The sequence below is a fragment of the Pedobacter suwonensis genome (assembly GCF_007833675.1).
Classification (GTDB): Bacteria; Bacteroidota; Bacteroidia; order Sphingobacteriales; family Sphingobacteriaceae; genus Pedobacter; species Pedobacter suwonensis.
Genome location: NZ_CP031708.1, coordinates 2,064,226 through 2,087,212, shown reverse-complemented (window position 1 = coordinate 2,087,212; position 22,987 = coordinate 2,064,226). Strand labels below are relative to the sequence as shown.

Here is a 22,987-nt window from a genome sequence, read left to right as displayed (position 1 = left end):
AAAACATTGCTCCGCTGATGTTTTCTTACATGGGTTTTAAATCTATATTTTTTAATTGCGGACTGAATAAGCAAATGGGTACGCCTGAAGCTATCTGTTTTAACAAAGATATTTCTTCATTCGGTTTCCTTTCTCTGCAGATTGAAAAAGCATCTTGCTCGGTGGGGTTAGGTAACTGGAATATGGCTACTGCGCTAAGTAAAATAAACCCGACCGACAGCGTTATCCCGATCAGAACGGATTTAATTCACACGTTTTGTGCCATCGGGATTAAGCAAAGGGCGGGACTACAGTAACCGAAACGGCACCGCAATTGCTTTCCATAAAAAATAGATATTATAACAGTAATTTATTGATGATATTTAGATTAGTACGGTATCTTTTAACATCTAAAAACTATTTATCTTCCTTAAATCTACTGAAAACCAGCAGCGCTATTAAACAAAGCCCAAAACCTACCACGCCATTTAACCTTAACCCATAATCATTGCCCGGATCTTTACCATAAATGGTGAGCATAGCAAAAATGGCAATCCCCAGGGTTTGACCAAGTTTTACAAAAAGATATTTCACCGCGAAAAACATGCCTTCGTGGTTTTCACCAGTTTTCAATGTGTCTCTTTGTGCAATATCGGCCAGAATCGCAGTAGGTAAAATGCCAAGCGCGGCCAGTGGGAAAGAGGCTGATAATACCAGGATATAAATCTGCGTATATGGCCCGAAAGGTAATTTACCTAAAAAGAAAATAGTGACGAATATTAAACACAACACGCCAAAGGCAAGCAATACGAAAGGCTTTTTGCCAATTTTAGCGGAACCAAAGTTTACCAGTGGATAAAATAGCAAAGATGCCATAACCATGGCGCCCATAAATTTGCCTCCTTCTGATTCCGGCAGCCCCAATAAAACCGTACAGAAGAACAATAAACCACTTGATATAATGCTTAGTGCCGTGTAGAAGGCAAAATCAGATATGAGGTAGTATTTAAAATTACTGTTTTTAAAAGTACTTTTTATAGCTGGCCATAACGGAACGTGCGTAGGTTTGGCCACCGAAAATTCTTTTTCATTAATGAAAAGAATGGGTAATAACATTACCAATCCGGATAAGATGCACAAACCCCATATTGCGGCCTGAATGGCTTCGCTGCGGCTGCTTACATGAAAGTTAGCTTCAACCAGATCGGCAAAGTTATTGGTACAGGCTGATAAAATAATGCCGATAACAAAGCCCACCTGCTGGTAGCTGGATAACTTAACTTTTTGCTTCGGTGTATGGGTTACTTCAGCCAGCAAAGCATTGTAGGGGATAATATAGGTGGTAACCGATATAAAAAATAAACAAAGTGTGATGGTGAGCCACCAGGCATTATGCAAACTTTCTGTTTTTTGAATGGGGTAAAAAACCAATCCGCAGAAAAGCATAGCCGGCACAATGGCCCACTTCATAAAAGGCATCCGGCGACCGTTTTTATTGGTGCTCGCATCGCTTCTTGAAGCGATGAAAGGGTCGTAAATGGCATCTACCAGTCTGCCTGAGGCCGCAATGATAGAAAGGATATTAAATGCACCCAACAAAACAAGCTGTGGTACCAAAGGTGTTAAGCCAGCTTTACTTGGCGGCAGGTAGACATAGGGAAGCATAACGATGATAATGTTGGTCATCGTACTCCAGCCAATCATACCGGCGGCATAAGCAATTTCTTGTTTTAAGGAGAGTGTTTTGTTCATTAATTTTTTAAAAAGTGTTTTCTAAAACTCGCAGGTTTTTGAAACCTGTGAGATTTAAACCTGGGATGAATTATTTCTTGTTGAACCACCTGCTTGCAAAATAGATGACCAGAAAGCCGGCAAAAATATATAAACCATTAAGTGCTGCGTCTTTGTCATCAGCGTAAATGCTGAAAGCAACGAAAGTATAAGCTGCAATAAATATAATAGGCAATATAGGATATAATGGCACAGTATAAATGCTTTTTTTATCAAGATGTGCGGTTCTTTTGCGGAGAATGAAAATGGTTGCTGCAGAACTCGCCATACTAATACTTTCTAAGAAAATGGTATAGTTTAAAATTTTATCAAAGGTTTTAGCATAGAAAATAATCACCACCGAAATCAAGGTGAAAACGGTTAAACTAATGGTAATTACTTCTGTTTTTTTGTTCATCCTGCTAAAAATTTTTGGCAGAGCCCCTTCTTCGCCCATCGCAAACATGGCCCTTGGGTTGCTCAGCAGATTCACATTCACATAACCCATTACCGAGAAAAAAATAATTACCGAAAGTGCGTTAAATCCGGCAGGACCAAATATTTTTGAAGCCAATATTGCCGCTATACTTTCGGCCGATTTTAATTCTTCGAAACCGATTACTTTCACATATGCATAGTTAATGGCCAGGTAAAGGGTCACAATAATGCTTAAACCTATAATAATGGAACGCGGGATTACTTTTTTGGCCTCTTTAACTTCACCACCAAAGTTGATGGTTTGCGCATAACCTGCATAAGAGAAAGAAACGGCAATTAAACAAAGGCCTAATGCCTTTCCATAATCAGACCAGGTTGGTAAAGCCCCTGTTGCGGTTTTAAAAACCGGTATAACGGTTTGTGTTTGGCTACCAAAAAATACCGCACATATGAGCGTTAAAATCATCCCGATTTTAATTACCGTTAATATGTTTTGCGTTTTGGAACTTGCTTTTAAGCCTAACAAATTAATAAAATAAAATACTAAAATGGTGGTAATGGCTATGGCTACCCTTGATGTTTCGGTTTGTATGGCAGGTGGTAAAATAATCTTGCTCAGGTACTCTGCTCCGATAATAGATATGGCCGCTACCGATGCCGCGCTTGAGATAATCACAATACAATTAATAGCAAAGGCGATGGAAGGGTGGTAGGCTACAGAGAAAATTTTGTAATAGCCACCAGTTACAGGGAAACGCGATCCGATTTCGGCATAAGTTAATGCCCCGCAAAAAGCCACAAAACCGCCGATAAACCAGGCCAGGTAAAACAATTCGGGAACCTGGGCCTTAGCTGCCACATTTACCGGTGTACGGAAAACACCCATTCCAATCACCAAACTCACCACAATCATGGATAAATCAAAGAGCGAAAGCTGTTTCTTTTGTTGCATTAAAAAGGATTTTTGAATAATTGGATGAAGATAGGGAAATTATGTAAAGATGTGAGATGGGTGATGGGTGATGTGAGATGTAAGATAAGATGTGAGATGGAAAAGGGAGGATAGAGGTGAAATTTATGGGGCATGGTCTTTTGGTTCATTAGTCACTAGTTCATTAGTCAATAGTTCATTGGTCATTAGTGCATGGTTGATAGCCAATGGATAAATTAACAACCAGGCCATTATCCATTTTACATATTCCATCATCCATCTTTATGTTGAAATTTTCTTTTGTTTGCCTCACAGAATAAAACTATTATTGTATAATAATTCTGAGGAACTTATTTGAAAATGTTTTTTATTTCAATCATCAGGATTGTTTCTACAAATTCTTCATCACTTTGCAGATCAAAAAATGCAGGGTTTTTCATTGAAGAACAGATAAACATATTATGGCAGAAGTAATTTATAACGACGACAGTATCCGCTCATTGGATTGGAAAGAGCACATCAGGTTACGTCCGGGTATGTATATCGGAAAACTTGGTGATGGCTCTGCACAAGATGATGGTATTTATGTTTTGTTAAAGGAAATTGTAGACAACTCTATTGATGAGTTTGTGATGGGAACCGGAAAAACCATCGAAATTACACTATCTGAGCAAAAAGTTAACGTTCGCGATTATGGCAGGGGCATTCCATTAGGGAAAGTAATTGATTGTGTAAGCAAAATCAATACGGGTGGTAAGTACGACAGTAATGCTTTCCAAAAATCGGTGGGTTTAAATGGCGTGGGTACAAAAGCAGTAAATGCATTATCGACCAGTTTTACCGTTCAATCGTACCGCGATGGAAAAACCAAAAAGGTGGAGTTTTCTAAAGGTGAAATCGTAAATGAAAATCCGGTAATCGACACCACACAACGTAATGGTACCGCCATTACTTTTTATCCTGACGAAAGTATTTTCAGAAATTATCATTACATCTCTGATTTTGTGGAGAGCATGGTTTGGAACTATGTTTTCTTAAATACGGGTTTAACAATCAATTTCAATAACCAGAAATATTTTTCGGAGAGGGGCCTTTACGATCTGCTTTCCAAATTTAATAAGCCCGAAGAAATCAGGTACCCGATTATCCACATGGTTGGTCCCGATATCGAAATTGCAATGACACACGGTCAGCAATATGGCGAAGATTACCATTCGTTTGTTAACGGGCAGCATACCACACAGGGTGGAACGCATCAGGCAGCTTTCAGGGCAGCAGTAGTGAAAACGGTTCGGGAGTTTTTCAAAAAAGAGTTTGATGCAGCTGATGTGCGTTCATCCATTATTGCGGCCATTTCTATCCGCGTGCAGGAACCTGTATTTGAATCGCAGACCAAAACTAAATTAGGTTCGCAGAACATGGGACCTGAAGGACCATCTGTAGCTACTTTCATTAACGATTTTGTTAAAAAAGAACTGGATGATTACCTGCACAAGAATCCGGATGTTGCCGATGCTTTGCTAAAAAGGATTATGCAATCGGAGCGGGAGCGTAAGGATATTGCGGGGATTAAAAAACTGGCTAACGATAGGGCTAAAAAGGCATCCCTACACAATAAAAAATTACGCGATTGTAAAGTTCATTTCAATACCACCCACGAAAAGCGTTATGAAACTACCCTTTTTATTACGGAAGGGGATTCAGCCTCTGGTTCCATTACCAAATCGCGTGATGTAGATACCCAGGCGGTATTTAGTTTGAAAGGAAAACCACTTAACTGTTACGAACTGACCAAAAAGGTAGTGTACGAAAATGAAGAATTTAACCTGCTGCAACATGCTTTAAACATTGAAGATGGTTTAGATGGGCTTCATTATAACAATATCGTGATTGCAACAGATGCTGATGTTGACGGTATGCACATCCGTTTACTGATGATGACCTTCTTTCTGCAGTTTTTTCCTGACCTGGTAAAGGCAGGCCATGTTTACATTTTGCAAACGCCGCTTTTCAGGGTTCGGAATAAAAAGGAAACCATTTATTGCTATAGCGACGAAGAACGTAAAAATGCTATCGAAAAACTGGGCAATAAACCTGAAATAACCCGATTTAAAGGATTAGGTGAAATTTCTCCGGATGAATTCGGTTTATTTATTGGCAAAGACATCAGGTTGGATCCTGTTATTTTAAAAGACCAGACGATTAAAAGCCTGCTGGAATATTATATGGGGAAAAATACACCCGACAGGCAGCAGCATATTATCCGCAACCTCAGGATTGAGAAGGACGAAGTAACTGAAGAACCTAAAGTGATTACAGAAGAGGTAGCGTAGAAAAAGAAAGTCAGGTTTTTAAAACTTGACTTTTTTGTTTAATTCGCTGCGTTGAAAAGATCCTTCGATTCCGTTACCATTGACAGAATTAAATAGAAAAATCGTCATTGCGAGGAACGAAGCAATCTTAATGCGCACGCTAGTAGCGATCGTCATAAGATTGCTTCGTCGGCTGAAAAAGCCTTCTCAGCAATGACGATGACTCTTGGCCTTTCAATTTGCTAAATTATCTGTCATTGCTATTGATTTTTATGCAATAAATTATTCCCTCAGGATGACGAATGCGTTACTCTTCCGGTGCATTTACTGTATTTTCCGGATGCTGAGGGGGCAATACATCTACCTTTTTTTCTACGATGGTGATTTTCGTAAATACGGCATATTTACTTGGAGAAATACCCCTGTCATATTTTTCTGCATAAGCCTGGGTAAATTCGGCGCCAAAATAGAGTATGATCGAAGTATAATAAATCCACAATAAGATCACAATGATGGAGCTGGCTGCTCCAAAAGCAGAACCCGGATTCCCTTTTTCAATATAGATACCGATCAGGTATTTACCCAAACTAAACAGGATAGCCGTAAATAGAGCGCCGATGATTGCCGATTTCCAACGGATAATTACATCTGGCAATACTTTAAAAATAACCGCAAAAACTGCTGTAACTGCGGCAAGGGTAATAACGTTGTTTAAAATATAAATCAGCAGGGCCATGGTGTCATTTGCAACCGGAATAACTTCATTTATTTCGCTTTGAGAAAGCAGACTGGCCAGTTTGGAGCCTAAACCTACCACAATACTATTGACCACCAGCGAAACCAGCAATAAAAAGCCCATGGATACAATTAAAGAGAAAGACAATAACCGGTTGGAAAGCATTTTAAGCCAGCCTTTTTTAGGTACAGCCTTTACTTTCCAGATCATGTTGATGCTATCTTGTATTTCAATGAAAATAGCCGTTGATCCGATAATCAACGTTCCTATACCAATAATTAAACCAATGGTAGACTGACCAGATTTATTGGCATGTTCTACAAAACCCTGAATTTGCGTAGCTGCATCTTTGCCCACCATTTCGGTCACCTGGCCATAAAACTGAACCCTTGTCTTTTGGTTTCTTTCGTCGCCAAAAAACAACGTGGCTGCCGAGAGGAGGATAATAATCAGAGGCGTAAGTGAAAAAATAGTGTAGTAAGCGAGCGAAGCACTCAATTTAGTTACCCGATCTTCTACAAAACCTTTTCCGGCCGCAACAAAAAGATGATAAAGTGCAATAAAGAAATTTTTGATCTTGGTGATTACTTTCATCTGAAAATTAAAACGGGTATCCTATGCCTATATTAAAAATTAAATTCTGTCTGCGCCAATCTTTATTGCCAAAGGCAATGTCATCAAATACCCACCTTTGTCCTTCAGGCAGATAAGGTTTTCGCACAGGAAAGGCTACATCTAAACGAACAACAAAAATGGTTGCATCTACACGTAAACCGGCGCCAGTACCCACAGCTAACTCGTTAAAGGTATTTTTTAGCTTAAAACCTGATCCTAATCTTGCTGTTTCCGGTTTTCCGGGTTCTCCCAGATCTTCTTTCCTGAGCCAGATATTTCCCGCATCCACAAACAATGCGCCATAAAGCACACTTACCAGTTTAAACCGGAGTTCAGAATTAAGCATCAATTTAATATCGCCACCCTGATCAGCAAAAATCGCATTATCCGGAACTTTGTAAGTACCCGGCCCTAAAGTGCGGGCCGGAAAGGCCCTGATATCGTTGCTACCCCCGGCGAAAAATTGCCTCACAAATGGTAATGAACTGCTATTACCATAGGCGTAACCATAACCCAGGTTTAAACGGTTTGCCCAGATCAGGTTGCGGTTAATTTTATAATAATCCCTAAAATCGGCCTCAGCCCTGATGAATTGTGTTAGTGGTGTATTAAATAACGTTTTTTGTCCTTTCTCATTAGTTGGCGTAAATAGGCCCCAAACATTACCGCCTGTTTCTAAACCCCCGAAGAAATAAACGTTATTGCGGCGGTTGGTTTCCATCTGGTTGGTGTAGGTAAAGTTATAATTACTTCCAATAATGAATTGGTTTTCTAATGTACTCCTTAATAGGGGATTTGATCTAAATAGGCTATCTCTTCTATTAGAATCTGGAAAACCTGTAGAAATATAACTAATCGAGATGGGGTTTAAGTTATGTTCTTTATACTGGTTCTCTTTAAAATTATAGCCATACTCACCTTTTATGGCATGTAAGGTATATTCAGACCCACGGTTAAGCATCTGGTAAGAAAGCGAAGCAATGGTTTTCGGTATAAAAGCGTTTGTGCTATTTGGCTTATAAAATGGTACAATAAACCTTGGGAAGGTTAGTTTTCCCTCTGCTGTAAATGATAAGGAGTTCCGGCCCAGCGAGGTACCCCTAACCTGCGTTTCGAAACCGCCACTAACACTTACATCCAATTGCTCTGCGCCTCTGAACAGGTTTCGGGTAGTTTGGGTAACCTTTACTTCAGACCCGACAAAATTGTTCGATTTACTGGTACCTGTAACCGAAAAACTCAATGAGTTTTTCTTTAATGGGGTAAGGTAAATATTCAGGTCCAACTGATTATTTCTGAAGCTGTCAACCGGTAAAAATTCTGCCCTGACATCCCTGAAAGCCCCGATGTTAACCATTCTGTTTAACGATTGGTTATGATCTTTACGGTTATAAGGTTCACCCTTTTGGAAAAACACCAGACGGTCGAACAGCCTTGGCTTAAAAGTATTCCGGTCATCATAAATACTGAAATCGTGATATTCCAGTGGCTTTAACTTTCTTAAGATGGTATCCCTACGTAGGCTATAACTCGGATAAATATTAATATCCCTGATGGTATACGGTTTCAATGCGGCATCAGGGGCAATATCTTTTACCTTAATGTTCACGTTTACCAGGTTTTTACCTATCGTGCTATCAACCTGCATAATCAGATAATCGGGCCCAAAATAGAAATAACCCTGCTCTTTAAGGTCATTGTCAATCCTGATACGCTCGTTTTTATAATTGTCTAAATCGTAATAGTCGCCTGCCTTTATTAAGGTTTTATTTTTGTTTTGATTAATGATTTTGGTTAAAACCCCTGTGTCAGGAGGGAAAGTAACTTTGTTTATTTTATATCGGTTACCCGTTTCTGCAGTATAAACGGCTTTGCCTTTTTTACCTTTTACTACCGTATCTCCGGTAACCGATGCCTGTAAATAACCCTCGCTGATTAAATAGCTGGTAAGCACATCGTTATTGTATTTTAGTTTAACTTCGTTAAGAAGGACCGGGGCTTCTCCCTGTCTCCGTAACCAGTTTCTAAAACCTTTAGGCTTTTTTGGTTCTCCGGCGAGGTTATAAATCCCAAGTTTAAACTTTATGCCTAAAATAGAACTATTGGGGCGGGGTCTTGTCTTACTTTCTAAATCGCGCTTTACCTGTTTCTCATCATCAATTTTACCTGAAGAATCTGGATTAATCTTTACTTCAGCACCAGTGTATAAATGTTGTCCCGGCTTTAACGATTTGGTAGAGCTGCATGCAGCCCAAACTAAGCAGGCCAGTACTAATAAAATTGGTCTAATTAGTTGTCTCATTTTTAGGTTTTTGTTCAATGTTTCTTCTGTTGCGTTTTTTCTGGAAAATCTCTCTGAATTTATTGTAATCTACTACGAGGGTGAAACCCAAACCGGTTTCGATAATCTGCCCCTGTACAATTACATCGTTTTGGTTGCGTCGGTAAGCCCTTAATCTGTATCGTCCATCGGCTGATAAAGCGTATTCAACGTTTACGTTTCCGCCGATATCGGTCGATTTTTCGCCCGGTGCCTGCGGTCCTTCCAGGGCAAAAGAACTTCCTACGGTAACCGTAAGCCTATCGTTTAATAGTTTTTTTGATAAGCCAACTTCCAGGTCTGTTTTCTGTTGAAGTGATCCGGTAGAATAATCTTCTGATGAATTTACGCCAAAGTTCAGTTCTACACCCTGAATTAAATCAGAAGCAAGGTTATTTAACTGTTCTGTTAATAATTTACTCACGCTTGATCTGGCCAGGGTAGAAACACCACCGCCGCCACCGGCTAAACTCTCGAAAGGATTGTTGGCGATAAACCTGTTCAATGCCAGCAGTGCAAAAACCTGTTTGTTCAGTTCGCTTTCATCGCGGTTTACGTTGATCAGTTTGGTATATACTGTTCCATTTAACGCACCACGCTCGTTTTCCGGCAAATCAAGTTTGAAAGAAATGATTGGTTTCAATAGCTCTCCTTTCATCATCAAATAAACCTGGAAAGGCAATTTGGTTTTGGCCTGGATGTTATCCGGCTCATTGATCAGATCGATAGGGGCCGCATTCACTTCGTATAATGCCGTCAAGTTCACATTGGCCGAAGTAGGTTCACCTGTCCATACGATGGTACTTCCTTTTACCAGTTTGAACGCTTTTTTGCCTAGCGGACCAACTGATAAATTGTACGAACCATCTATAACTTCGTAACGGCCTGTTAAACTGATTTTTCCACTTGGGTCCATTGTTGCATTGAGGTCTGCCTCGCCTTTGATATTCAGGGCATCGCCATTTGACGGATCTACCACCACATTCAGTTCTGCCTCGGGATCAATGGTGATGGCAGCAACCAGGTTAATCCCTTTCATGGCAGCTTTACTAACGGTATCAACTTTCAAAGCTTTCTGGCCATTAAATGGTGGCGCGTCAGCATCAATAAACTGCACAATTCCCTCCTGATCAATAACCGAAGGATCGCTTGATGGCAGGGCAAAAAAGAATTTTGTGCCTTTGTTCACCCTAACGTTCATGTTTACGTCAGGCTGGTTCAAATCGCCGCGTACTTTAATGTCGCTGGTTAAAAATACCGTTCCATAAATCATGTCATTATCAGCTGCGGTCGAGTTGATTGCTCTGAAATTGTTCATCTTGATGTCTAAACCAAAACGGTAATTTTTGAAATTGCTGGTATAAACTTTTCCATTGATGGTCGCCTTCTGATTTAAGGAATCGATCAGCGTAAAGTTGTTAAAACTAATCCCTTCATTTGTGAAGGAAATTTTCTCGTTGGGCATGCGGAAATAGGAGTTTACGTATGCCACCCTGATCCCTGCATTATTGAAAGTTAAATCGCCCAATATTTTTGGAGCAGTTAATTCACCTTTAACACTTAGTTCCCCTGATAGCGTGCCCGTTCCATTTTTAAGCTGGCCTGCAGATAGGCTCTCAATATTTTTCATTTCGATCTTATCAATATTCACGGTAAGATCCAAAGCACTTTTAGGCGCAGTATAATAAAATCCGTTTACCCTTAGTTCATGTACCCCGGTTAAGGCAACGTTTACCTCGAAGGCATTTTCGGTATTGTTGTTTACCGCTAAGCGTAAGGTTCCCAACTGATCTTTTTGATAGCGCAACTGATCGATGGTGAGGTTTGCTTCAAATTTTGGTGTACCGGCCAAATCTTTAACATTTGCAGTACCATTTAAACGGCCACCAACCAAAGTTGTATCGGTTTCAGCAAATTTAGTTAAGGTTTCCAATTGGAAATCTTTAAATGTTACATTTAAAGGTGCATTGGGTTGGGTGGGATTGCTGTTAATAGATAATGACTGACCATTATTGCTGATCTGAAACTGGTTAACCAATATGCCCGAAGCGCCAAATTGGATATAGTTATCCTGCGAAACTACCCATTTCTGATAATCGAGCAAAAGTTTCTGCGGATCTAAAGAGAATTTAAAATCTTTATTGATCGATTGGAAATTACCCCCAATTACATACTTGTCCTTTTTCTGCCTGTCTCGCAAGAAAATGTTAACACCTAAATTGTTATTGGCAGCATCGCCACTTACTTCGGTATTGAAAAGCGCAACAGATGGGCTTTGAAGTGCTTTAACAGTTAAACTGTAGTCTAATTTATTGTTTTCGTTATTGATGTTTAACACCGTAGTATCTACTTTAAAATCGCCGTAAACAACCTGTGGAAAGTTGCCTTTAATCTGCAGGCTGTCTTTTTGAGTATCAATCAGTCCGTAAAACTGTGACGGTTTGAATACTGTTAACTCAGGCACAAAGTTCTTTAATAACTTAGAATCATACACCTGGACAAAAAATCTTAAACGTTGATCGGGCACCTTTGTAACCGTACCAAAAGCATAATATTTATTGATTTCGTTAATGATGGCGCTGCCTACTTTGGTCAGTTGGTATTTTCCGTCGATTTTTGCTGAAAGTACTTCCGATTTCAGTGTCAGCTCGTTTTCAGTTGCGGTAGATTTGGCCCGGACCGAAATTGTATCAACATTAATTCTTTGTTTATCTTTCACCAGTTGTAAGCCAGTAACATCAACCGATCCGTTCAGGTAATCGGCATCAGCAGTAGCCAGGTCTACTTTTACCACACCTGCCGCGCTTAACACCGTCGGACTGAAGTTGAGCGCCTGCAGATTTACCTGTTTTAGATTCAGATCAGCTTTTACCGCAGGATATTTACCTGCAAGGTTTACTTTCGCGTCTAAATTAAAGTTGGCATTACTGTCGGGCATGTTGCTTTTAATGTTGATACGCTGATTGCTGTAATCTCCCGCAAGTGTTAAATTTCGGTAAGTGTATTTATTGTAATAAGCATTTAAAACTTTGGCATTAAACTTCGCATTGATTTTTTTAGGATCAAGGCCTGTTCCCGCCACATTGGCCTTAACGGAAACGCGTCCCAGTTTAGGCTGCATTTTTAAAAGCCTGCCTACATTGAAATTATTTAAACTCACATCTGCTTTATAATGCTCTTTCCCTTTAGGGCCCTTCATGCTTGCAAATACCACAGCTCCGCCCATATCGGTATTAATGTTCAGGTTGGTATTAAAATCAGTCATCGAACCTTTAAAATTACCTTTTGCATCAATTACGTTAGGCAGCTCAATTGAAGGAGGTAACGATTTTTTAGGTACAGCTACCAGAATATCACCTTTGGTAACATGAAGTTTTTTGATGTTTAAATCGAGAAAGGTTTTGTTCACATCAGGTAAACCTTTCGCTTTTCCACTAATATCTATCTGTGTGTTTTTTAAACCGCTGATCTGTAGTTTAGGGATATTTAGGTCGTTCAGGTAGCCGTTAACATCAGCATTGATTTTTATTTTTTCGTTGCGATAATTTGCCGGTACAGCATTACTAAAATATCCGGCATCCTTTAACCCAATGGTAGTATTTTTTAGGGCTATATTCAATTTTACGCGTTCCGGGTGTTTGGTCAAATCCTCCATTGAAGTAAAATTTAACTCGGTAGCATTTTCTATGCTGGTATTTGGCGTTTTCAGGATGAAATTGCTCAGCTTGATCTGTTTATCATTATACACTGCATCGCCTCGCAGTTCGTCCAGGATAAAGCCGCTTTTTTCCTTTAAAGATCCATTTTTAACATTGGCTTTTATGCCTGCTGCACTATAGCTTACATCGCTTGCGCCTAAGTTCAACTGGTTTATTTTTAGGTGGTTAAAGTCCATGCCTTTAGTAGCGGGTTTTGCACCCAGGTTGTCGAACTGTACATCGTTATCGGCTAAACTAATGTTTTTGATCATCAATCCCAATGATGATTTTTCAGGAACAACGGTATCTTTAACTTTCTTTAAATCGTTGCTTGGGACCGGCTTAAATGCGAAAAGAATATTCGATTTGTTTAAATGCGCATCATCTACAGCATATTTACTATTGGTTAAATCTACTTTCAGGTTTACCAGGCCAAGGTCGTTTACATCGGCAACTGCTTTTGTTGTCGAAATCTGGTCGTCGTAGTTGACCTTTACATGATTGAAAACGAAATTCTGTACTTCTATCAATGGCAGCTTACCCTGTGTTTTTTCAGCGCTATCAACGCTGTTGGTAATGTGCTGTACCAATTTGACAAGTGGTTTTTGTTGTAGATAACGGAACGAAGTATTTACAAGGCTTAATTCTTTAATGATATAATGCTGATTGGCCAGGTCGAAATCTTTGATTTTGGTTTTGAATGCGCCTAAATACAACTTTACATCATTACCGGCAACATCATCCCGGTAGTTAATGCCGATATCTTCGAAAGAGACCTTATCTACAGAGAATTTTAGGGTAGAAGTGCTGTCTTTTTTCACCTGCTCCTCCGGTTTTTTCTGATCGCTTGCAAAAGCATCAACCAGGAAAGAAAAATTAAAGGTGGTATCCGGAGCGATGCGCTTTACATTGGCGCGTACATTTTTAAGTTCAATGTTATTGATTTCGACCGTGTTTTTCAACAATTTGAATAAACTGATATCAACTGAAAGTTTCTCCGTATATAATAAGGTATCGCCTTTAAGGTCTTGGATGTAAAACTTGTTTAAAACCACATCTTTTGGTAAAGCAATTTTGATACTCTCCAGACTCACTTCGGTTTTGGTTTTATTTTTAAGATAGTTTATCGCTTTTCCTTTAACAAAATTCTGAACAGCTGGAATATTTAGCGAAAGGGCCACACCAATCACCAGAAAGATGATGGAAGCAATTACCCACAATAAAATTTTAAGACTTTTGCGTACGTATTTATTCAAAGCTAAGTGTGTTTGGTATTTAGATAAATGCCTAAAGCATGCCATTAAAATTAATTTTAAGGCAGGTTTACTAAATAATACAAAAAATAACCTAAATTGTTCGCCCGCTGTAAAAATTTAACATTGGCGGTTCCAAATCAATTAAAATGAATGCTATAAATCTTAATATAACTTTTGAACAGTATGCTGATATTTCTGAACTGACATTGGCCGATAAAACCCTTTGCGAATGCGCAGAAAAGGCTTTACGTACCTCTTATTCTCCGTATTCTAAATTTAGGGTAGGTACTGCCATCCGCCTGGCCTCTGGCGAAATCATTTTAGGCAGCAACCAGGAGAATTTAGCCTATCCCTCAGGACTTTGTGCGGAGCGTGTTGCGCTTTTTAGTATTGGTTCTACCTATCCGGATGCGGTAATAGAAAGCATGGCGATTACGGCACAGACCGATAATTTTGAGATTTTAAAGCCAGTAACTTCCTGTGGAGGTTGCTTACAGGTAATGGTAGAATTTGAGCGGAAACAAAATGCACCGATTGAGGTAATTTTTTACTGTTTAAATGGAGAAGTTTTAAAAGTGCCCAGTGTAAAGAGTTTGATACCGTTTGCGTTTGTTGAGGATCGGTTGGAGCGTTAGTCGCGGAAGTATTTCTTCTCTGTATTGTCGTCCTTTCGAGCGGAGTGCAACGCAGTCGAGAATCCGAAGGCTCAGCGAAGCTAAATCTGTCTTGTTAGATCTGTACACTCCGCCTTGCTTTGGTGATGACGATCTGCCGTAGGCTATTGGTTGTTGTCTCGCTTATTAACGCTTATTAAACTATTCTCTATATTTGGTTTTTTAACCACAATGAAATACCTCTACACCCTCATTTTTTCTGCTTTTATTTCTTTTAACCTGCATGCGCAGGGTATACTTAAGGGTAATGCTGTTTATCAAATTACTTATTTCCGTTCAGCTGATGGGAAGCCAAAAGAAGATCGGAATCCTGCAGTAGTTATTGCTTCTGCAAAGCAGAACTTAATTACCAATGCAGCCATTCTCAATCATAAGGCGAAATATCCTTACGAACAGAGCATTGTAAACAAGCCCGATCAGATTTTATATCAGTTGGCCGATTTAGGTGTCGATAATCAGATTGCTACTGCTGATAGCGCCGCAATTGCTAAGCAGGCTTTTGAGTTGGGTACGGAGACAAAGGTAATTTTAGGCTACACCTGCCAAAGGGCAACAACGGTGGTAAATTCTAACCGTATCGATTTATGGTATACTGCCGATGCCGGTATAAAAGCTGCGCCAACAAGTTTGGGGCAAGGTCTCGGACTGGTTTTAGAACAGGTGCGTAATGGGAACAGTTATATAACCGCTACAAAAATTGAAGAAGTTAAGAAGGTGAAACCAATTGACTTAGAAAAAATATTGGCTAAACTAACCGATGGATTAACTTATAAAGATTTGCTTTGGAAAAGCAGATTTATCACTTTAAATGTTTTCAGTAACGAAACCATTAATTTTGTTGATAAACCACAATCAAACGATTCTGTTTTTCGCTTTGCCGGCGGAACGGTAATCGCCCGAAAAGTTAAATTCCCGGCGTTGGTCAACCCAAATGTATTTGTTGATTTAACAGAAAAATCAAACGGTGATGCTTACGACAGGACAGGTTCAGTATTTATTATCCCGACTGACAAGAAGATCAGTTTGATGGATGCGCTTAAGAATTCGGTTAAAGAACTGCCTGTTTATGATAACGGAAACGGGAAGAAATACCAGGGCGTAGTGGCTACGGCAGATTATGATCCGGTAATTGAACTGATGCGCTTTTTTACGCCTTTTGGAGTGGGTAAATACAATACCTTAAAATTGAAAGATAAAAACTGGGCGGAGCAAGTTTATTACCGTCAGGATGTTTCGGAGTTATTTCCGTTGATGAACGGAAAAGAAGCCTGGGTAGCTGTTTTCATTGGAAATTATGATAAAGGCGGACATCAGGTTTCCCTGAATATTACGCTAAACAACGGCGGAAGACCGAAATTGGCGAAAGAAGTGATTTTACCTTTATTCAATTCCACCAATGTAATGGAAATGGCGGGGCAGGAGTATGCGACCATGTTTAGCAGCGATAAGGGATTGGAGGTTTCTTTTACTTTAACAAAGGATTTAAAAGATGCAAAATTGCGTTACATTACCACTGGACATGGTGGCTGGGGTAATGGCGACGAGTTTGTACCCCGGAAAAATACGATCTGGTTAGATGGAAAAGAAGCTTTTGCTTTTACCCCATGGCGGCAGGATTGCGGATCATACCGTTTATCCAACCCTGCTTCGGGCAATTTTGAAAGTGGGCTTTCTTCGTCAGATTTAAGCCGTTCTAATTGGTGCCCGGGTACGGTTACCAATCCAAACTGGATCAGTCTGGGCGATTTAAAGGCGGGTAAGCATACCATAAAAGTAACCATCCCGATGGGCAAACCTGAAGGCGGTAGCTCTAGTGCCTGGAACGTTTCGGGTGTGCTGCTGGGGGAGGAATGATCTGTCATCCTGAATGCAGTGGAGGATCTTTTTTTAATTCCTTCAACATGTAAGACATTTAAGGTAATATAAGTTTGATGGTATGTTTGTAATTGTTCTTTATTGCCAGTTTCCAAGGCGCAATCTGTTTTCTGCTCTTTGCCACCCTAAATAGCAGCACGAAACTATCTATCTAAACCGGATTGCAGGGGAGATCTTTTTTTGTAGGCTGAGTATGGCTTGCGCGCAAAAAAAAGATCGAATCGGAAAGCCGGAAGTAACGTTTCAAAAAACCTACAGAACCCTGCTTTCCGAATCAACACAAGTAAATTAAAATTCTGGCGGGTGAGACGCCAGCCGATAGAATAGATCTGTCATCCTGAACGCAGCGAAGGATCTTTTTTGATTCCTTTAACATGTAAGACATTTAAGGTAATATAAGTTCGATGGTATGTTTGCAATTGTTCTTTATTGCCAGTTTCCAAGGCGCGATTTGTTTTCTGCTCTTTGCCACCCTAAATAGCAGCACGAAACTATCCATCTAAACCGGCTTGCAGGGGAAATCCTTTTTTTGTAGGCTGGGCGTGGCTTGTGGGGCAAAAAAAGATCGAATTGGAAAGCCGGATTCACACTTTATACAACTTACAGGACCCTGCTTTCCAAATCAACACAAACAAATTTAAATTTCGGCAGGTGAGCCACCAGCCGATAGGATGGGTGCACTTTGCAAAATGTGAATAACCTCTCTTTACGCTGTGCCATCATTTTTATTATATTTACAGCTGCCAATTTCTGTAAATAAATGAGTGAAGAATTAGATCAAAACGTAAACGAAGAGCACAAACATACCATAACCCCAATCAACGGTTTATACGAAAACTGGTTTCTCGATTATGCGTCTTATGTAATTCTTGATAGGGCAGTTCCGCATATTAATGATGGTTTAAAGCCTGTTCAACGCCGCATTATGCACTCTCTGAAAGAGATGGACGATGGCCGTTTCAATAAAGCAGCTAACGTAATCGGGAACACCATGAAGTATCATCCGCATGGCGATGCTTCAATAGGAGATGCAATGGTGCAGATTGGGCAAAAAGATTTACTGATTGATATGCAGGGTAACTGGGGTGATCCGGTTACGGGTGATAGCGCTGCAGCACCGCGTTATATTGAGGCGCGTTTATCAAAATTTGCCAACGAAGTGGTATTCAATCCTGATACTACTGAATGGCAATTGAGTTACGATGGGCGTAATAATGAACCGATTACACTACCGGTTAAATTTCCTTTGTTGCTTGCACAAGGTGCAGAAGGTATTGCGGTAGGCTTGGCCACCAAAGTAATGCCGCATAATTTCATCGAATTGCTGGATGCATCGATGGAAGCATTGCGCGGCGTGCGCCCAAATATCCTGCCCGATTTCTTTACGGGGGGAATGGCTGATTTTTCGAACTATAATGAAGGGCAGCGCGGCGGCAAAATCCGTGTGCGTGCAAAAATAACCGAAAAGGACAAGAAAACCCTGGTCATCACTGAAGTACCCTTCAGTACCACAACAGGATCTGTAATTGACAGCATTTTATCAGCCAATGATAAAGGCAAGATCAAAATCAAAAAGATTGAGGATAATACCGCTGCCAATGTAGAAATTGTAGTGCACCTGGCACCGGGTATTTCGCCTGATGTAACTATTGATGCGCTGTATGCTTTTACAGCCTGTGAGGTTTCCATCTCGCCAAATACCTGTATCATCCAGGATGATAAGCCACACTTCTTAAGTGTGAACGATATCCTGATTGAAAATACCAAACACACCAAGGGTTTACTAAAAAAAGAACTCGAAATCCGCCTGCACGAATTACAGGAGAAAATTTTCTTTAGTTCTTTACTTAAGATATTTATTCAGGAGGGCATGTATAAGAATCCTGAATATGAAAATTCTGCCAATTTTGAAACCGTGGTTCAGGTATTACATGCTTTATTCGAACCGTTTAAACCATCGCTTTACCGCGAGATATTGCCTGAGGATTTTAAGAAGCTGATTGATAAGCCGATGAGTAGCATCACCCGTTTTGATGTGAAAAAAGCTGACGAGCAGATGAAAAATCTGGAAGATGAAATAAAAGTTGTTAAAAATCATTTAAAACACCTTACCGATTATGCCATCGCCTGGTATCAGAAACTGAAGGATAAGTATGGTAAAGGTAGGGAACGTAAAACCGAAATCCGTTTGTTTGATCGGGTAGAAGCATCAAAAGTTGCCTTAGCCAATGTAAAATTATATGTAAACCGGGCTGATGGTTTTGTAGGCTCGGGCTTGCGCAAGGATGAATTTGTTGCCGATTGTTCGGACATTGATGAGATAATCGTTTTCCGTGAGGATGGGAAATGCATCATTACCAAAGTAGCTGATAAAACTTTCGTGGGTAAAGGGATTATCCATGTGCAGGTTTTTAAGAAGAACGACGAACGTACTATTTATAACATGGTTTATAAGGATGGGGCGAGCGGTACTTCCTATATTAAAAGGTTTGCGGTGGTTGGCGTAACACGCGATAAAGAATATGATTTAACCAAGGGATCGAAAGGCTCAAAGGTTTTGTATTTTACCGCTAATCCAAATGGAGAAGCTGAAGTGATCAATGTAGCACTAAAGCCGCATTCTAAACTGCGTAAGCTGCAGTTCGATCTTGATTTTGCCGAAGTGGCCATTAAAGGACGTGGTTCGCAGGGTAATATTGTATCTAAGTATCCGGTTAAGAAAATCGTTCTGAAAAGTAAAGGTGTTTCTACCTTATCGGGGCTGAAAATCTGGTATGATGATCTATTGAAGCGACTGAATGTTGATGGACGCGGAAAATATCTGGGCGAGTTTGATGGGGATGACCGTATTTTACAGGTACATAAAGATGGATATTATGAGTTGAGTTCTTTCGAACTGAGCAATCACTTTGATGATGGCTTGATCCTGATCCAGAAGTTTGATCCTGAACAGATTTTCGCAGCAGTGCATTTTGAAGGTAAAGCGCAAAACTATTTTATCAAACGTTTCATGTTCGAACTGCAGGCTAATGGCAAGAAAACCATTTTTATCAGTGAAGAGCAGAAATCGAAATTGCTGTACCTGACGTCCAATCCGGCTGCGAGAGTTATTGTCGATGTTTTAAAAGGTAAAACCCAGATTCCCGAAACATTGGATTTAACCCTGTCGGAACTGATTGATGTTAAAGGACTGAAAGCGAACGGTAACAGATTATCTCCGCATGATGTTCAGAAAGTAGCGTTAGAAGAACCAGAAATAGTTGTTGAAGAACCAGCAGACACTACTGTGGAAGAAACCGGGGATGAGGAATCAATACCTGATGCGGAAATTGCCAATGAAGAAGCGGGAACCGGTAACGAAACTGTACCGACCGTACCCGATGAACCTGCTGCAGCACAGCCAAAACCGAAGTTTGAACGTACGGAAGCACCAGCGGCTAAGGCTGATGAACCAGAAGTAAAAGTTACACCTGGTGCAGTAGAAAAACCGAAATCAGAACCTGGAACAGTTAAAAAGGAAAGTGGTAAAGCCAGCGATGAACCCAAGGCAGATGAAAAACCTGTTAAAAAGATAGATTTCGAAATCACCAACCCAGATGATGTTGATATAGACGATAAAGGACAGTTGGGGTTATTCTAAATAGATTCTGGAGTTGTCAACTTTAGTAGCCTGTTGGCAGGAAAGTTGACAACTCTTCTCATTTCGATCAAAACATTTCATTTTTAAACCTATATTTGCCTTGCTCAAAGGGGTGCTTTTTGGTATTGCAGTTTCTATTGCGTCCAACTTGCTGAGATTATACCCATTTTAAGGTAAAAGGTAGAAAGGTAAAAGGTTTTCCCCCTCCACCTTCCAACCTCCACCTTAAATGAACCTGATGCGGATAATACCGACGTAGGAAAGAGGTTAGCATTTACCTTGCTGTTTCGCCCTGAAAGCAGTTTTCAATCATTTTGACAAATATTGTAAATGAGTTTTCAAGACTGGTTTAAACTTTTTCAGGAGCAGATTTTAAATACTTCATTAATTGAATGGCTGGCCGTAGGTTTCGGCGTAGCTGAAGTTTTGTTAGCGAAGAAGAATAGTATCTGGCTTTATCCAACCGGAATAATTTCGATTCTGCTATCCATGTTTTTATTATTGAACGTAAAATTGTACGCTGAAACGCTTTTGAGTATTTATTATCTGGTAATGAGCATTTATGGCTGGATTATTTGGAAAAAGAGAAAGCTGGATGGTGAGAGTCAGGTATCTTGGTCGGGTAACAATGAATTAATCATTGCAGTTTCAATTTCGATAATCGGCTTCGTACTGCTTTTCCTGGTCTTGAGGCATTATACCGACTCAGATGTGCCTTTTTTTGATGCTTTTGTGTCGTCAACGGCATGGGCAGGCATGTGGTTGTTAGCTAAGCGCAAAATCGAAAACTGGATATTCCTGAACATATCCAATATTGTGGCCATTCCATTGCTCTTTCATAAAAAACTTCCGCTCATGGCCTGTTTAACAACATTTTTGTTCATAGTAGCCATATTTGGTTTTTTTGAATGGAAAAAGATCATTAACAAAAATAAACTCAGCATAGCCTAATCATCTTTCGCATTAATCGATCATGAACAAAACATTAAACGCTACATGGCAGGAAAGAGTTAAACCTTATGCTGCAATTTCTGAAGAAATGGGCAAGCTACATCCCGAAATTGTAGAGCTTGCTTATCAGGAAAATTGGTTTAAGCTTTTCGTACCCGAGGTTTATGGTGGGCCAGGGAAGAAACTTCCGGAAATTTTAAGGTTGGAAGAAGAATTAGCGGAAGCCGATGGAAGTTTAGGCTGGACCGTTACCCTTTGTGCAGGTGCGGGATGGTTTGCCGGATTTTTAAATCCCGAACTGGCAGCAGAGATCTTTGCTGAGCGTGAAGTTTGTTTTGCAGGAAGTGGAGCTGTTGGTGGAGTAGCGGTTAAAACTCAGGAAGGTTATCTGCTTAATGGTAAATGGAGTTATGCCAGCGGTGCATTACATGCCACTATATTTACCGCCAATTGTACCCTCAAAAATGAAAGCGGTGATGATATTTTGGATGACAACGGATCGCCGGAAGTAAAGTCATTTATCCTCAAAAGGGAGGAAGTGAATATTTTACCAGGCTGGTCGTACTTCGGTTTAATAGCCACAGGAAGCCATGCATTTGAAGTTTGTAATTTAAGTGTGAACGAAAACCGGACCTTTAAAATTAATCAACAAATTGAAGTGACCGATTGCGGGTTTGATTACCCCTTTTTGCAACTCGCAGAAACTACCTTAACCGTAAATAGTTTGGGAATGACCAATCATTTTGTCAGATTGGTTGAACAATCTTTTTATGCCCGTTCTGGACTTGGGAGATATAGCGAATCGCAGATTTTGTCTTTTAACAGTGTGCTTAACGACTGCAAAGCTGAATTGTTAAGCCTACGTACGCAATTTTACCTTTCTTTTGATGAATCATGGGATGAATTAATGAATAAAGGTAAAATTGGAGATGACAAGTTAAACGAGGTAAGCTTAAACAGCCGTAAATTGGCCCATGCCTGTTGGAAATTAGCAGCCAAGTTGTTTCCATACTGTGGGTTAGAGGCGGCAAAGAAAGAATCGGAAATCAATAGGGTTTGGAGGGATCTTTATACGGCCAGCCAACATGCCTTACTTACCTTCGAAAGCTAATATTACAATAACCCTGGTTTGACCTGATCTTTAAAATCTACAATAAACTTGTTCAGTTTAGGTTGTATTACAAAAGCGCAGTATGGTTTTGACTGGTTATTGCCATAATAGTTTTGATGATAATCTTCTGCTTCATAAAATTCAGCTACGGGAGCCACTTCTGTAGCAATAGGCTTATCGAAAATATGTTGTTCTGTTAAATCCGCGATCATTTTCTCCGTCTGTTTTTTCTGATCTTCATTTTCATAAAACACTACCGAACGGTACTGTGTACCAACGTCATTCCCCTGCCTGTTTAAGGTTGTTGGATTATGTGTTTTAAAGAATGCTAATAAAAGCTCGTTGAATGTGATCACATTTTCGTCAAATGTAATTTGAACGACCTCCGCATGTCCCGTATCACCATTACATATTTCCATATAAGTTGGATGCTTTAACTCTCCTCCCATATAGCCCGAAGTAACCTGGCTTACCCCATTTAAAGTCTGAAAAACGGCTTCGGTGCACCAAAAACAGCCTCCGCCAAATGTTGCTATTTGCATATTCTACATATATAAAATCTATTCCAATTTCTTAGTTTAATCAAAAAAAGACATTTTTTTGATATTAAAGATTGGTTATATGCTAATTATTCTTTTAATCAGGTGCTTTTTGGAATGGACTTAAGGTTAAAATTATGGA

Annotated in this window: 13 protein-coding genes; 7 read left to right on the top strand and 6 right to left on the bottom strand. The window is 39.9% G+C overall.

Features of this window, described 5'->3' with window-relative positions; genetic code table 11:
* The first annotated feature begins 17 nt into the window (after positions 1 to 17).
* Positions 18 to 296 carry a hypothetical protein gene (locus DV942_RS08340; protein ID WP_450091370.1) on the top strand — a complete coding sequence of 93 codons (279 nt, stop codon included), beginning with the start codon at positions 18 to 20 and terminating at the stop codon, positions 294 to 296.
* Between the two features lie 100 nt (positions 297 to 396).
* Here DV942_RS08340 and DV942_RS08335 read toward each other — a convergent pair whose 3' ends face one another.
* Positions 397 to 1,731, bottom strand: a complete 1,335-nt coding sequence (locus DV942_RS08335; RefSeq protein WP_145856775.1) for an MFS transporter — start codon at positions 1,729 to 1,731, stop codon at positions 397 to 399.
* A gap of 70 nt (positions 1,732 to 1,801) precedes the next feature.
* Positions 1,802 to 3,139, bottom strand: a complete 1,338-nt coding sequence (locus DV942_RS08330; protein ID WP_145856774.1) for an APC family permease — start codon at positions 3,137 to 3,139, stop codon at positions 1,802 to 1,804.
* A 440-nt stretch (positions 3,140 to 3,579) separates the two neighbouring features.
* Here DV942_RS08330 and DV942_RS08325 point away from each other — a divergent pair, with 440 nt between their 5' ends.
* Complete coding sequence (locus DV942_RS08325) at positions 3,580 to 5,451, top strand: DNA topoisomerase IV subunit B (protein WP_145856772.1); 1,872 nt, start codon at positions 3,580 to 3,582, stop codon at positions 5,449 to 5,451.
* A gap of 286 nt (positions 5,452 to 5,737) precedes the next feature.
* Here the strand turns inward: DV942_RS08325 and DV942_RS08320 are convergent, their stop codons facing one another.
* The 3 genes from DV942_RS08320 to DV942_RS08310 are packed head-to-tail and all read right to left on the bottom strand — an operon-like array spanning position 5,738 to position 14,055.
* On the bottom strand, positions 5,738 to 6,760 hold the full coding sequence (locus tag DV942_RS08320; protein ID WP_145856770.1) for a YihY/virulence factor BrkB family protein: 1,023 nt from the start codon (positions 6,758 to 6,760) through the stop codon (positions 5,738 to 5,740).
* A gap of 7 nt (positions 6,761 to 6,767) precedes the next feature.
* Positions 6,768 to 9,083: a translocation and assembly module lipoprotein TamL gene (gene tamL, locus DV942_RS08315; RefSeq protein WP_145856768.1), complete on the bottom strand. Its 2,316-nt coding sequence runs from the start codon at positions 9,081 to 9,083 to the stop codon at positions 6,768 to 6,770.
* Positions 9,067 to 14,055 carry a translocation/assembly module TamB domain-containing protein gene (locus DV942_RS08310; protein WP_145856766.1) on the bottom strand — a complete coding sequence of 1,663 codons (4,989 nt, stop codon included), beginning with the start codon at positions 14,053 to 14,055 and terminating at the stop codon, positions 9,067 to 9,069. The genes tamL and DV942_RS08310 overlap by 17 nt, the downstream gene beginning before the upstream one ends.
* A 146-nt stretch (positions 14,056 to 14,201) precedes the next feature.
* On the opposite strand from DV942_RS08310, the gene DV942_RS08305 reads away from it, so the two are divergent.
* The 5 genes from DV942_RS08305 to DV942_RS08285 all read left to right on the top strand — a co-directional run bounded on the left by DV942_RS08305 (position 14,202) and on the right by DV942_RS08285 (position 22,306).
* The gene (locus DV942_RS08305) at positions 14,202 to 14,690 is read left to right on the top strand and encodes a cytidine deaminase (RefSeq protein ID WP_090981543.1); all 489 of its coding nucleotides are present in this window, start codon (positions 14,202 to 14,204) and stop codon (positions 14,688 to 14,690) included.
* A 210-nt stretch (positions 14,691 to 14,900) separates the two neighbouring features.
* Positions 14,901 to 16,583, top strand: a complete 1,683-nt coding sequence (locus tag DV942_RS08300) for a PNGase F N-terminal domain-containing protein (protein ID WP_145856764.1) — start codon at positions 14,901 to 14,903, stop codon at positions 16,581 to 16,583.
* A 781-nt stretch (positions 16,584 to 17,364) separates the two neighbouring features.
* Positions 17,365 to 20,244 (top strand): DNA gyrase/topoisomerase IV subunit A, encoded by a 2,880-nt coding sequence (locus DV942_RS08295; protein WP_145856762.1) that lies wholly within the window; start codon positions 17,365 to 17,367, stop codon positions 20,242 to 20,244.
* A gap of 330 nt (positions 20,245 to 20,574) precedes the next feature.
* Positions 20,575 to 21,195 carry a nicotinamide riboside transporter PnuC gene (pnuC, locus tag DV942_RS08290; protein WP_145856760.1) on the top strand — a complete coding sequence of 207 codons (621 nt, stop codon included), beginning with the start codon at positions 20,575 to 20,577 and terminating at the stop codon, positions 21,193 to 21,195.
* Positions 21,196 to 21,217: 22 nt separating this feature from the next.
* Complete coding sequence (locus tag DV942_RS08285) at positions 21,218 to 22,306, top strand: acyl-CoA dehydrogenase family protein (protein ID WP_145856758.1); 1,089 nt, start codon at positions 21,218 to 21,220, stop codon at positions 22,304 to 22,306.
* 2 nt (positions 22,307 to 22,308) lie between these two features.
* Here DV942_RS08285 and msrA read toward each other — a convergent pair whose 3' ends face one another.
* Positions 22,309 to 22,848 carry a peptide-methionine (S)-S-oxide reductase MsrA gene (gene msrA, locus DV942_RS08280; RefSeq protein ID WP_145856756.1) on the bottom strand — a complete coding sequence of 180 codons (540 nt, stop codon included), beginning with the start codon at positions 22,846 to 22,848 and terminating at the stop codon, positions 22,309 to 22,311.
* Positions 22,849 to 22,987: the final 139 nt, after the last annotated feature.